Below are 14,256 nucleotides of genomic sequence, written 5' to 3'. Positions count from 1 at the left end.
GTAATCAGTTTTTAGTTATCAGTCTGTTTACTGAACACTAATTACTGAATACTATTTTGTGTTTAACTTTCTCAATTTGATTCCGGTCAGTACTTTTTTGGTGTATAAAGGAAAATCCGCATTTTGTATCCATCCAAAATAACCTGGTTCTTTATCTAAAACATCGTCAACTAAAGCGCCTTTATGTTTTCCAAAGGTAAAGATTTCTTTTCCTTCGGCATTCAAAGCAATAAAACCAGCAAAATCGACTGATTTTTTACGAGTAGTAAATTCGGCGAGCGATTTCATATCGTTTTCTAAATCATCATATCGGTCTAACTGTGCTTTTAATATTTCGTAGGTTGCCATAGTATCGGCTTCGGCACTATGGGCATTTTCTAATGTCGTACCACAATAGAATTTTAATGCTGCGCTTAAAGTTCGCTCTTCTTTTTTATGAAAAATAGTTTGTACGTCTACCGACACTCTATTTTTCATGTCAAAATCTACTTCTGCTCGGAGTAATTCTTCTGCTAAAAGTGGAATATCAAATCTGTCTGAATTAAAACCCGCTAGATCTGAGTCTTTAATCATATTGTAAATTTGTCCTGCCAATTCTCTGAAAGTTGGTTCATTAGCTACTTTTTCGTTGGTAATACCATGAACTGCTGTAACTTGTGGAGGAATAGGAATTGTCGGATTTACAAGCCATGTTTTACTTTCTTTATTCCCATTAGGAAATACTTTGAAAATGGAAATTTCTACAATTCTATCTTTAGCTACATCAATACCAGTGGTTTCCAAATCAAAAAAGCAAATAGGACGTGTAAGTTTTAATTCCATTATAAATTATTAAGTCGGCAAATATAAAATATTGCACTTACCGATGGTTAATTTTATGATTATTTTACAAAAAAAATCCGATGCAAGCATCGGATTTTTCTGGTTAGTAAAGTAAAACGCAGTATATTAATTTGCTGTCGAAAGGTTAGCAATATCCTCTTCTATCTCTTTGACTTTGAGTTGCTTTTTTGTAAGATCCAACTCGAACTTACTTTTTTCAACAGGGGTTAAATTTCCTCTTAATTGTGCTCTTTCAAATTTTGATTGCGCTTTTACTAAATTTTTGTTGGCTTTAATTAATCTTTCATTTAATTTTATTTCCGTACTGTTAGCTTTGTTCAAATCTCGATTAGTGTTTTCAATAGCTCGATTTTCACTTTGCACTTCTCTTTGGTCTTTTTTAAGTTGTTTTTGTTTCTTTGCTAACTCTTTTCTCTCCATAGTCGACTTTTTGTCCGCTCTATTTTGTTCAAATCGAATGTCCTTTTGATCTTTTTTATCCGCTTTTAATTGTGCTTTTCTATCCTCTATAATTGATTTGCTGGCATCCATTTTTACCTGAGCAGAGTCTACCACAATAGTAGTTTTAATTTCTTGTGCATACGAGATAGAAAAGACTAGTAAGGAAATGGTGTAAATAATTGCATTTTTCATGATTTTACTTTTTAAATTATGAGCAAAGTTATAACAGATATCCTTGCGCAGTGTTACACAATTTCACTTGAAATTTGTACAATTAGCGTCGCTATATTTATTAGTATGTAAAAGGTACTAAAGACAGTCTATTTGCTATTTTATAGATATAAAAAGCCCCAAAAAGACTTTAACTATTTGGGGCATATCAATTATGCGGATTTACTAGTTTAATATTCTCTGTTCACATCAAAAGCTTCAAGATAATCGGCTACTCTCTTTACAAAGCTTCCACCAAGCGCACCGTCAACAACTCTGTGGTCATAACTGTGTGATAAAAACATTTTTTGACGAATGCCTATGAAATCACCTTCTGGAGTTTCGATAACAGCAGGTACTTTTCTAATGGCACCAAGGGCTAAAATCCCAACCTGCGGTTGATTAATGATTGGAGTACCGAATACAGAACCAAAAGTTCCCACATTTGTTACCGTATATGTTCCACCTTGCGTATCGTCTGGTTTTAATTTTCCGGCTTTCGCACGATTTCCTAAATCATTCACTGCTTTTGCCATGCCAACAAGATTTAATTGATCCGCATTTTTTATGACGGGAACAATTAGGTTGCCATTTGGCAAAGCCGCAGCCATTCCAAGGTTAATATTTTTCTTTTTAATAATATAATCACCATCAACAGAAATATTCATTCCTGGGAAATCTTTTAAAGCTCGAGCAACTGCTTCCATGAAAATTGGTGTGAAGGTCAATTTTTCGCCTTCACGTTTTTCAAAAGCACCTTTCACTTTATCTCTCCATTTCACGATATTTGTAACATCTACTTCAATAAAAGATTGCACGTGAGCCGATGTTTGTACAGAAGCAACCATGTAACCTGAAATCAGTTTACGCATTCGGTCCATTTCAATAATTTCGTCACCACCATTTACGGAAACTGGAACAGCTTGCGCTGCAGGCTGCAAGTTGAGAGTTTCGGGTTGTGAAACTGGTGCTGAAACAACAACCGGTTGACTTCCTACTTTCAACTTCCTACTTTCTATAAATTTCAAAATATCCTCTTTAGTAACTCTTCCTTCTTTTCCAGAACCTGCAATATTTTCTAACTCTGCAATAGTAACACCTTCTTGTTGAGCAATATTTTTTACTAACGGAGAAAAGAATTTTTCCGACGATTTAAAATCGGCTACCGCTACAATTTCTTTGGCAACGTGGATAGTTTTCTCAATTTCAGCAATAATTGGCGTAGCAACATCAACACTTTTCGATGCTTCATTACTTGCGCCTTCGGTTTCAATAATTGCAATCGTTTGACCTACTTTCACCACATCATCTTTACCAAAAAGCTGTTCCACCAAAATTCCCGAAACTTCACTAGGCACTTCGCTATCTACTTTATCAGTAGCAATTTCCAAAACAGCTTCATCCATTGCAATGTTATCGCCGACATTTTTAAGCCAATTAGTTATTGTTGCTTCCGCAACGCTTTCACCCATTTTAGGTAATTTCAATTCAAACTTTGCCATATATGTAAACTAATGTTGTGTGGTTTTATTTTTGTTGCAAAAATAGTAATTGTTTTAAGCAAACACTACGAATTATGCAATTTTTGATAAATTTATAATTTCACCTATATCGTTTGCGTTGTTGCTACCAATAAGGTAATTATTTTTGGATAGATACATTTTAAAAACAATATTTTTAGCTTTTAATCTTTGCATAGCATCAATAATTTCCACAAAACTATATGAATTTAAATCAAAGACAAGTTGATAACTATTTGTGGAACTTAATTTGAATTCGTTCAAATCAAAATAATGTTTGACGCCCATGAAATCAGATAATTCAGTAATTTCTTTTGAAAATAAAATGGTTTCATCAATGGAAATCGTTTTATTTTTTTGTTGGCTTTTTTTAACCAAACTGAACATAAAACTTCCAATTTTCATAAAAACAGTAAAGAAAAAAGAGGGATTGAAATGCTTTTTATAGAAAAAATTCATGGCTTCTTGAAAACGCTTCATATACGTTCCATCTCGAACCGTACTTTCGCCTTTATAATGAATAATTGTTGTTTCATGAAAATAATAGTTGCCTTTTCCTCTTTGTAACACCATATAACTCAAATCAATATCATCGGAATACATGAAACATTTTTCATCAAAGCCACCTATTTCAGTATACAATTCGCGTTTCATAACCATGAAAGCTCCAACAAGAATATCCACTTTACCCGTTTGGTTTTGGGTTAAATGCTCCGCATAATATTTTCCGAAACTTTTTGAAATTTTATACAATCCAAAGATTTTGGTGAAAGCAACCCAAGGTGTAGGAACTCCTCGTTTGCTTTCAGGCAAGAAGTTTCCTGTTCCGTCAATAAGTTTGCATCCAACAATTCCTAAATTTACTTTGCTTTTGGCGAAAGCCAATACTTTTTCAAATGTATCTTCGGCAACGACTGTATCGGGATTTAATATGCAAATATATTCTCCTTTGGCCTGAGCCACGCCAATGTTATTGCCTTTTGGAAATCCTAAATTTGCTGTGTTTTGAATTAGCGTAACATTGGGAAAACAACGGCTCATCATTGCACAACTTTCATCAGAAGAATTATTGTCGACAACTATAATTTCGGCATCGACATTTTGTATGGCTTTTTGCACACTCAAAATGCAGAGTTCGAGAAAATAACGTACGTTATAATTTAGGATTATTACCGATAGTTGCATGATGCGAATATAATTAAAACTTTAATTTTAACAGTCCTCAATGTTTATTTATAGAAAAACATAGTATCTTCGAAATTCAAAAAATAATTTAAAAATGAAAATTTTAACAACAACCGTTTTACTTTTAATATCCATTGTTGTGTTCTCGCAAGAAGACATTAAAAAAAATTTTGATAAAAAAGAAGTTTATATTGAAATGCGCGATGGAACAAAATTATTTACGGCAATTTACTCGCCAAAAGACATTTCTGAAGAGAAAAAATATCCCATTTTAATGCAAAGAACATGTTATAGTATTGCACCGTATGGAGAAGAAAATTTCAAAAAATCATTAGGACCAAATCAATATTTGCTAAAAGATAAATACATATATGTTTACCAAGATGTTAGAGGAAGATATATGAGCGAAGGCATTTTTACAAACATGACACCACAAGTAGCCCACAAAACAAAGAAAGATATTGATGAAAGTACTGATACTTATGACACTGTAGAATGGTTAATTAAAAACATAAAATACAATAACGGAAAAGTAGGTCAATATGGCACATCTTATCCCGGATTTTATGCCGCAGTTGGTGCTTTAGCCAATCATCCGGCTTTGGTTGCTTCTTCTCCACAAGCGCCAATTTCTGATTTCTTTTTTGATGATTTTCATCATAATGGTGCATTTTTGATGGGCTATTTTAAAACTTTCCCTGTTTTTGGCGTACAAAAAACAAAAGCAGAAAACAAAGCATGGTATACTGATCAATCCATAAAAACTACTTCCAGAGATGGTTCTATTTTTTATAACGAAATGGGAACGCTAAAAGAAGGTGTTGACAAATACTATAAAGACAATTTTTTCATGCAAGAAATTGTTAGTCATCCTAACTATGATGAATTTTGGCAATCGCGAAATTTACTTCCGCATTTAAAAGGTATTAATCATGCCGTGATGACCGTTGGTGGTTGGTTTGACGCCGAAGATTTAGCCGGACCATTAAATATTTACAAAACCATTGAAAAAAATAACCCAAAAGCAAAAAACACCTTAGTTATGGGACCATTTTCTCACGGCGGTTGGTCTAGAGAAAACGGAAAACATTTTCATAACGATATTTATTTTGGCGATAGTATTGCAACGTATTATCAAAAAAATATCGAATACAAATTCTTCAATCATTACCTCAAAGAAAAATCAAAAGATGCTGCGAAACTTCCGGAAGCTTTTATGTTTGATACGGGAAAAAAAGCATGGAATGAATTTGCATCTTGGCCACCAAAAGAAAGTGTCAAAATCAAGTTCTATTGCAGTGCCAATGGTAAATTAGAAACTAATAAATCTGCCAGCAACAAGCATACAGAATATTATAGCGACCCGAACAAACCTGTTCCAAGTAGTATTAATTATGCAGAATATAATGGTTTTACGCCCAGAAATTACATGTCAGAAGACCAACGTTTTGCCCTAAGCAGACCTGATGTAGTCACTTTTACAACTGATTATTTGACCGATGATATTACGCTCGCTGGCGAAATATTGGCAAAACTTAAAATAGAAACCACTTCCACTGATGCGGATTTTATTGTAAAACTAATTGATATTTATCCTGCTGACGAACCTCAGAATAGCGATAAAGCAAATGTACTTTATGCTAATTATCATCAAATGGTAAGAAGTGAAGTAATGCCAGCGCGTTTTCGAACGAGTTTTGAAAAACCAGAACCACTGACACCAAATAACCTTACAGAAGTTAACTTTAGATTGCAAGATGTTTTACACACATTCAAAAAAGGACATAAAATTCAAGTACAAATTCAGAGTACATGGTATCCATTAATTGCTGTAAATGCACAAAAATTTGTTGAAAATCCATATTTAGTTACCAAAGAAGATTATACCAAAGCCTTTATAAAAGTTTTTGACGATAGTCATTTGGAAGTTGATGTTCTCAAATAAATAACGATAAGCTGTCAGTAATGGCAGCTTTTTTATTTAGCGATAAACATTGTTTCCTCGCTAACATTAAACTATTTTTGCAGTCTTAAAAAAATAGTTGTGAATTACCTTTCAGTAGAAAATATATCGAAATCTTTTGGCGAAAGAACGCTGTTTCAGGACATATCATTTGGTATAAATAAAGACCAAAAAATTGCTTTTATTGCCAAAAATGGTTCGGGAAAAACCCAAATTATGCGCATGATTAATGGTGACGATGAACCTGATACTGGACAAATTATCATTAGAAAAGGGATAAAAATGGCGTTTTTGTCGCAGAATAATAATTTACAAGACGAACTGACTATTGAGGAAAGTATTTTTGCTAGTGATCACGATGTTTTAAAGGTGATTGAACGCTATGAAAAAGCGTTGGAAAACCCTGAAGATGAGGAAAAATACCAATTGGCTTTTGATGAAATGGATCGTCATAATGCTTGGGATTTTGAAACGCAGTTCAAGCAAATTTTGTCCAAACTGAAATTGGACGATTTGAAACTGAAAGTGAAATCGCTTTCGGGTGGACAAAAAAAGCGTTTGTCTTTGGCAATTATTTTGATTAATCGTCCAGATTTGTTGATTTTGGATGAACCAACGAACCATTTGGATTTGGAAATGATTGAATGGTTGGAAAGTTATTTTGCTAAAGAAAACATTACGCTTTTCATGGTTACGCACGATCGATTTTTCTTAGAACGTGTTTGTAACGAAATTATTGAACTTGATAACGGAAAATTGTATTCGTACAAAGGCAATTACTCCTACTATTTACAGAAAAAAGAAGAGCGAATTGCGATGGAAAATTCATCGATAGACAAAGCGCAAAACTTGTTTGTAAAAGAATTGGCTTGGATGCGAAGACAACCTAAGGCTAGAACAACTAAATCGAAATCACGTCAGGATGATTTTTATAAAATCAAAGAAGTTGCCGAAAGCCGCAGAAAGGAAAATGTGGTGGAATTGGAAATCAATATGGAACGAATGGGAAGCAAAATTATTGAGCTTCACAAATTGTTTAAAAAATTCAAAGACAAAGTTATTCTCGACAATTTTACGTATGATTTTCAACGTGGTGAACGCATTGGAATTATTGGTAAAAACGGAACAGGAAAATCGACGTTTCTAAATATTTTAACCAAAACAATGGTTCCAGATAGTGGAAAAGTTGTTATTGGCGAAACGATTAAAGTGGGTTATTACACCCAAAGCGGCATTAACCCAAAACCAGGACAAAAAGTAATCGACATTATCAAAGAATATGGCGAGTTCATTCCGCTGACGAAAGGGAAAATTATTTCGGCTTCGCAATTATTGGAACGTTTTCTTTTTGACGCTAAAAAACAATATGATTTTGTTGAAAAATTAAGCGGTGGCGAATTGAAACGATTGTATTTGTGTACGGTATTAATCCAAAATCCCAACTTTCTTATTCTGGATGAACCAACGAATGATTTGGATATTGTTACGCTAAATGTTTTGGAAAGTTTCCTTTTGGATTATCCTGGATGTTTGCTTGTAGTGTCGCACGATAGATATTTTATGGACAAAATTGTGGATCATTTATTCATTTTCCGTGGCGAAGGACAAATTGAAGATTTCCCAGGAAATTATTCCGATTTTAGAGCGTATGAAGACAGTTCGGAACCAACCAAAAAAGAATTAAATTCGGTTAATACGGAGAAAAATAGCTGGAAACAAAACAACTCGACTGCTGCTGGTTTAAATTTCAACGAGCAAAAGGAATTCAACAAGATTGAGCGTGAAATAAAAGATTTGGAATATGAAAAAAAACAAATCGAAAATCTTTTTGCCGAAGGAAAAGTTGCTGATGAAGATATTACCAATAAAGCCAACGAATTGGAAAAAATCATTAAAAAACTAGAAGAAAAAGAAGAACGTTGGTTTGAACTTTCTTCTAAAATGGAGTAATAAAAAAGTTTTCAGTCTCAGTCTCAGTTCACAGACTGAAAACTGTGACTGAAAACCGTGACTGAAAATTGTGCTACAACAAATAAAATCATATCTAAAATTCCTCTACAACTCCAAGAATCAGCACGGAGTTCATTCGCCGTTTGTTTTTGATTTGGTGACGAAATGCTTTTATGACAAAACTAAACATCCCGAAAATTCCATTCTAAAAAACTACCGGAAATCACTTTTAACAAACAAAAACTTCATTGAAGTAACGGATTTTGGCGCAGGTTCACGAGTTTTTAAATCCAACAAAAGACAAATCTCAAAAATTGCCAAAACCGCTGGAATTTCTCCAAAAAGAGCTGAATTATTATACCGAATAGTTCGCTATTTTCAACCAGAAACCATTCTAGAAATTGGCACATCATTAGGATTAGCTACTTCGGCTTTGTCGCTTGGAAATAAAAATTCCAAAGTAAAAACACTAGAAGGTTGTCCACAAACAATGGCAATTGCAAAAAATCAATGTCAATTACAAAATTTAAATAATATCAAATTTGTAAATACTGAATTTTCAGGTTATTTGAAAACTGCAACTGAAAATTGCGACTGGAAACTAATCTATTTCGACGGAAACCATTCCAAACAAGCAACACTTAAGTATTTTGAACTTTTATTGCCAACTAGTACTAACGAAAGCGTATGGATTTTTGACGATATTCATTGGAGTTTAGAAATGGAAGAAGCTTGGGAAACCATAAAAAATCATCCCAAAGTTACCGTAACTATCGATACCTTTCAATGGGGAATTGTATTCTTTAGAGCCGAACAAAAAAAAGAACATTTTATTATTAGAGTGTAATTTTGTAACAACTAAGTTTAAAATTATACTTATCTTTAACTCTGAAATCAATCCCGAAAATTCGGGACGCTAATCGACAATCAAAAATCTTATGGCAAATCCATTAATCAACATAACTCAAATCAAAAGAGATTTCCAACTTGGCAACGAAACCATAAACGTTTTAAAAGGTATTGATTTACAAATAAATAAAGGTGAATATGTAGCATTAATGGGACCATCAGGTTCTGGTAAATCCACGCTAATGAACCTTTTAGGCTGTTTAGACACGCCAACTTCTGGAAGCTATATTCTTAATGGAAAAGACGTTTCTCAAATGCAAGACGATGATTTAGCGGAAATTAGAAACAAAGAAATTGGCTTCGTTTTCCAAACCTTTAATTTATTACCTAGAACTACGGCTTTAGATAATGTTGCTCTACCAATGATTTACGCAGGTTATTCAAAATCAGACAGAAACATACGTGCAACTGAAGTATTAACACAAGTAGGATTATCAGACAGAATGGATCACCAGCCCAACCAGCTTTCAGGCGGACAAAGACAGAGAGTTGCCGTGGCGCGTGCATTAGTTAATAAACCTTCTATCATTTTGGCAGATGAACCTACAGGTAACTTAGATAGTAAAACTTCGGTCGAAATCATGAATTTGTTTAATGAAATTCATAAAAATGGAAATACAGTAATTCTTGTAACCCACGAAGAAGACATTGCCAAATATGCTCACAGAATAATTCGCCTTCGCGACGGATTAATCGAAAGCGATGCCGAAAACAAAGACCATTTATAGTCGCCACCAATCACTCAAAAATGAAAGTTTATACCAAAACAGGAGATACAGGAACAACAGCGCTTTTTGGCGGAACACGTGTCCCAAAACACCACATCAGAATAGAAAGTTACGGAACTGTTGATGAACTCAATTCCCACATCGGATTAATTCGTGACCAAAACATCAATATATTGTATAAAAATGTTTTGATAGAAGTACAAGACCGGTTATTTACAGTTGGCGCTATTTTAGCAACACCACCAGAAAAAGAAATTAAAAAAAACGGCGAAAAACGACTTAAAAACCTAGGAATTCTCGAAACCGATATCGAATTTCTTGAAAAAGAAATTGATTTAATGGAAGATAGTTTACCACCTATGACACATTTTGTACTTCCTGGAGGACACACTACTGTGTCATATTGTCACATTGCACGCTGCGTTTGCCGCAGAGCAGAGCGCATAGCCGTTCATTTGCACGAAATAGAGCCTACAGACGAAAAGGTCATTAAATACTTAAACCGTCTTTCTGACTACCTTTTTGTCTTGGCACGAAAGTTGTCCTTCGATCTCCAAGCCGAGGAAGTAAAATGGATACCGAGGAAGTAGTATTCAGTTTTCAGTTAACAGTATTCAGAAATATTTAAGTAAATAATTCTTTTTTTTTTTAAGAAGTAACTGAACACTAAAAACTGAACACTGAACACTTGAAATAACACGTTCTTAAACATATAAAAAATAAATCAAAAAAAACTTGACTTTTTCAGTTTAAAATTTATTTTTGCATAAACTAAAAATTGATAGAAGATGTATTGGACACTAGAATTAGCATCCTATTTGAGTGATGCGCCTTGGCCAGCGACCAAAGATGAACTTATCGACTATGCTATACGAACTGGTGCTCCACTAGAAGTAGTGGAAAATTTACAGTCCATAGAGGATGAAGGCGAAATATACGAGTCAATGGAAGAAATTTGGCCCGACTATCCGACAGATGAAGATTATCTTTGGAACGAGGATGAATACTAAAAAATAATAATCACAAGAAGAAAAGTCCTTTAAGGGCTTTTTTTTTGTTTAAATTTGCACTCCTTTATTAGGGGATTTTAAAAAATAAAATATAAACCCATTATGAGTTTCATTAATAGTATTATCAAATTATTTGTAGGCGATAAATCTCAAAAAGATGTAAAAGCCACACAACATTATATCACAAAAATAAAAGCTTTAGAGCCAGAACTTGCCAAATTATCAAATGATGATTTAAGAGCAAAAACAGCTGAATTTAAAGAGAAAATTAAGCAAGCGCGATCAAAACAAGACACTGAAATCGAAGCTAAAAAAATTGAGGCCGAAAACACCTCTGACATTGATTTAAGAGAAGATATTTACAATGCTATTGATGCTTTGGAAAAAGAAGCTTACGAAATTTCAGAAAAAGTTTTAAATGAAATACTTCCTGAAGCCTTCGCAGTAATCAAAGAAACTGCTCGTCGTTTTAAAGAAAACACCAGTTTAACTGTTACAGCTACTGCTAAAGACAGAGAACTCTCTGCCACAAAAAGCTACATCACACTTGATGGCGAGAAAGCCGTTTGGGCAAACCAATGGAATGCTGCTGGTAAACAAATCACATGGGATATGATACACTATGATGTTCAGCTGATTGGCGGTATTGTATTGCACGAAGGAAAAATTGCCGAAATGCAAACGGGTGAAGGAAAAACTTTGGTGGCAACGCTTCCACTCTATCTAAATGCGTTGACAGGAAATGGTGTTCATTTGGTGACAGTAAACGACTATTTGGCCAAACGTGATAGTACATGGAAAGCGCCACTATTTGAATTTCATGGACTAACTGTTGATTGTATTGATAATCATTCTCCTAACTCAGACGCAAGACGAAAAGCCTACGAAGCAGACATCACATATGGAACCAACAATGAATTTGGTTTTGATTACTTGCGTGATAATATGGCCCATTCACCAGAAGATTTAGTGCAAAGAAAACACAACTATGCCATTGTGGATGAGGTTGACTCGGTATTAATTGATGATGCTCGTACGCCATTAATTATTTCAGGTCCAGTTCCTGATGGTGATAGACATGAGTTCAACGAACTGAAACCAAAAATCGAAAATCTGTACAATTTACAACGTCAATTGGCTAACGGATTTTTAACCGAAGCTAAACGATTGATTAAAGAAGGAAACACTAAAGACGGTGGATTTCAATTATTAAGAGCTTATCGTTCGTTGCCAAAAAACAAAGCATTAATCAAGTTTTTAAGTGAAGAAGGTATTAAAGCCCTTTTACAAAAAACCGAAAACGAATGCATGCAAGACAACAATCGCAGAATGCCAGAAGTGGACGAAGCCATGTATTTTGTTATCGAAGAAAAAAATAATCAAGTAGAATTGACCGATAACGGTATCAAATTCCTTTCTAAAGATACTGATGAAAGTTTCTTCATCTTACCCGATATTGGAACTGAAATTGCCAACATCGAAAAACAGAATTTAGAAAAAGATAAAGAAGCCGAAGCCAAAGAAAAATTATTCCAAGATTTCGGCATCAAATCAGAAAGAATTCACACGCTTACACAGTTATTGAAAGCATATACCCTTTTTGAAAAAGATGTAGAATACGTTATCATGGACAACAAAATTTTGATTGTTGATGAGCAAACAGGTCGTATCATGGATGGTCGTCGTTATTCTGACGGATTACACCAAGCTATTGAAGCGAAAGAGCAAGTTACTATTGAAGCAGCAACCCAAACTTTTGCTACCATTACTTTACAAAATTATTTCCGTATGTACAGCAAATTAGCTGGTATGACGGGAACTGCTGTTACAGAAGCTGGCGAATTATGGGAAATTTACAAATTAGATGTGGTAGAAATCCCAACTAATCGCGGCATGTCTAGAATCGATAAAGAAGATTTAATATATCGCTCTGTTCGTGAAAAATTCAATGCCGTTATTGAAGATGTAACGCAGTTATCGCAAGCGGGAAGACCTGTTTTAATTGGAACAACGTCGGTTGAAATTTCAGAATTATTGAGCCGAATGTTGAAAATACGAGGTGTTGCACACAACGTTTTGAATGCAAAAATGCATAAACAAGAAGCGCAGATCGTAGAAGAAGCAGGAAAACCAGGTGTGGTAACCATTGCAACCAATATGGCTGGTCGTGGAACCGATATTAAGCTAACTCCAGAAGTAAAAGCTGCTGGAGGATTAGCAATTATTGGTACAGAACGTCATGACTCCCGTCGAGTTGACCGTCAGTTACGTGGTCGTGCTGGTCGTCAAGGTGATCCTGGAAGTTCACAGTTTTATGTATCGTTAGAAGATAATTTGATGCGTTTATTTGGTTCTGATAGAGTGGCAAAAATCATGGATAGAATGGGGTTGAAAGAAGGCGAAGTTATCCAACATTCAATGATGACCAAATCTATTGAACGTGCACAGAAAAAAGTAGAGGAAAACAACTTTGGAACTCGTAAACGTTTGCTGGAATATGATGACGTGATGAATGCACAAAGAGAAGTAGTTTACAAACGCCGTCGTCATGCTTTGCATGGAGAGCGTTTGAAATTGGATATCGCCAATATGATGTATGATACATCTGAATCAATTGTTAGCGAAAATAAGGGTAGAAACGATTTCAAAAACTTTGAATTCGAATTAATCCGTTACTTTTCTATCACTTCTCCCATTTCGTTAAGTGAATTTGATAAATTATCCGAAACAGAAATTACTGGTAAAGTATATAAAGCTGCCATGGCTTATTACAGCGAAAAAACCGAAAGAAGCGCACGTGAAGCTTTCCCAATTATAGCTGATGTATATCAAAAAGAAGGGAATACTTTTGAACGCATCATCGTGCCATTTTCTGATGGAATCAAGACTTTGAATGTCGTAACCGATTTGAAGAAAGCATTTGATAGTAATGGCGCACAATTGGTTGCTGATTTTGAGAAAAACATCACTCTAGCCATTGTCGATGAAGCTTGGAAAAAACACCTTCGCAAAATGGACGAATTGAAACAATCGGTACAATTAGCGGTTCACGAACAAAAAGACCCTTTACTCATTTATAAATTAGAAGCCTTTAAATTATTTAGTGGCATGTTAGATGGCGTAAATAAAGAAGTAATTTCGTTCTTGTTTAAAGGTGATTTACCACAGCAAAATCAAAATATTCAAGAAGCCAGACAAGTGCGCCAAAAACAAAATTACACGGAAAGTAAAGACGATTTACAATCTATTGAGAATGTTAACAAAGAAGCAAGTCAAACGCAACAACGTCCGCAGGTGACAGAAACAATAGTCCGTGAAACGCCAAAAATTAATCGTAATGACACCGTTACTATTAAACACGTGATGAGTGGCAAAACTGAAACGATGAAATATAAAAAAGCCGAGGGTATGCTAGCGACAGGCGAATGGGTTTTGATTTAGTGCTCAGTTTTCAGTCGAAGTATCTAATTTAAAACTATTGGCGGATAAATACAATC

Annotated in this window: 11 protein-coding genes; 7 read left to right on the top strand and 4 right to left on the bottom strand. The window is 34.5% G+C overall.

Annotated features, from left to right (window positions below):
* Positions 1-51: 51 nt before the first annotated feature.
* The 4 genes from WFZ85_RS05470 to WFZ85_RS05455 all read right to left on the bottom strand — a co-directional run bounded on the left by WFZ85_RS05470 (position 52) and on the right by WFZ85_RS05455 (position 4,199).
* Complete coding sequence (locus WFZ85_RS05470; protein WP_342695279.1) at positions 52-822, bottom strand: 3'-5' exonuclease; 771 nt, start codon at positions 820-822, stop codon at positions 52-54.
* A gap of 126 nt (positions 823-948) precedes the next feature.
* A complete protein-coding gene (locus WFZ85_RS05465) occupies positions 949-1,476 on the bottom strand; it encodes a hypothetical protein (RefSeq protein ID WP_342695278.1) in 528 nt (175 codons plus the stop codon).
* A 209-nt stretch (positions 1,477-1,685) separates the two neighbouring features.
* Complete coding sequence (locus tag WFZ85_RS05460) at positions 1,686-2,996, bottom strand: dihydrolipoamide acetyltransferase family protein (protein ID WP_342695277.1); 1,311 nt, start codon at positions 2,994-2,996, stop codon at positions 1,686-1,688.
* A 72-nt stretch (positions 2,997-3,068) separates the two neighbouring features.
* A complete protein-coding gene (locus WFZ85_RS05455; protein ID WP_342695276.1) occupies positions 3,069-4,199 on the bottom strand; it encodes a glycosyltransferase family 2 protein in 1,131 nt (376 codons plus the stop codon).
* Between the two features lie 94 nt (positions 4,200-4,293).
* Here WFZ85_RS05455 and WFZ85_RS05450 point away from each other — a divergent pair, with 94 nt between their 5' ends.
* From WFZ85_RS05450 to secA, 7 genes are all read left to right on the top strand, one after another.
* Positions 4,294-6,144 carry a CocE/NonD family hydrolase gene (locus WFZ85_RS05450; RefSeq protein ID WP_342695275.1) on the top strand — a complete coding sequence of 617 codons (1,851 nt, stop codon included), beginning with the start codon at positions 4,294-4,296 and terminating at the stop codon, positions 6,142-6,144.
* A 99-nt stretch (positions 6,145-6,243) separates the two neighbouring features.
* Positions 6,244-8,112 (top strand): ABC-F family ATP-binding cassette domain-containing protein, encoded by a 1,869-nt coding sequence (locus WFZ85_RS05445; RefSeq protein ID WP_342695274.1) that lies wholly within the window; start codon positions 6,244-6,246, stop codon positions 8,110-8,112.
* A gap of 70 nt (positions 8,113-8,182) precedes the next feature.
* On the top strand, positions 8,183-8,959 hold the full coding sequence (locus tag WFZ85_RS05440; RefSeq protein WP_342695273.1) for an O-methyltransferase: 777 nt from the start codon (positions 8,183-8,185) through the stop codon (positions 8,957-8,959).
* Between the two features lie 91 nt (positions 8,960-9,050).
* Positions 9,051-9,749 carry an ABC transporter ATP-binding protein gene (locus WFZ85_RS05435; RefSeq protein ID WP_342695272.1) on the top strand — a complete coding sequence of 233 codons (699 nt, stop codon included), beginning with the start codon at positions 9,051-9,053 and terminating at the stop codon, positions 9,747-9,749.
* Positions 9,750-9,769: 20 nt separating this feature from the next.
* Entirely contained in the window at positions 9,770-10,339 is a 570-nt protein-coding gene (locus WFZ85_RS05430; RefSeq protein WP_342695271.1) for a cob(I)yrinic acid a,c-diamide adenosyltransferase, read from the top strand.
* Positions 10,340-10,537: 198 nt separating this feature from the next.
* Complete coding sequence (locus WFZ85_RS05425; protein WP_002986941.1) at positions 10,538-10,759, top strand: DUF2795 domain-containing protein; 222 nt, start codon at positions 10,538-10,540, stop codon at positions 10,757-10,759.
* Between the two features lie 102 nt (positions 10,760-10,861).
* Positions 10,862-14,200, top strand: coding sequence for a preprotein translocase subunit SecA (secA, locus tag WFZ85_RS05420; RefSeq protein ID WP_342695270.1), 3,339 nt, complete (start codon positions 10,862-10,864; stop codon positions 14,198-14,200).
* The last annotated feature ends 56 nt before the right edge of the window (positions 14,201-14,256 follow it).

The sequence above is a fragment of the Flavobacterium aureirubrum genome, from assembly GCF_038739835.1.
GTDB classification, from domain to species: Bacteria; Bacteroidota; Bacteroidia; order Flavobacteriales; family Flavobacteriaceae; genus Flavobacterium; species Flavobacterium aureirubrum.
This window is presented reverse-complemented; position numbering and strand designations above follow the sequence as displayed.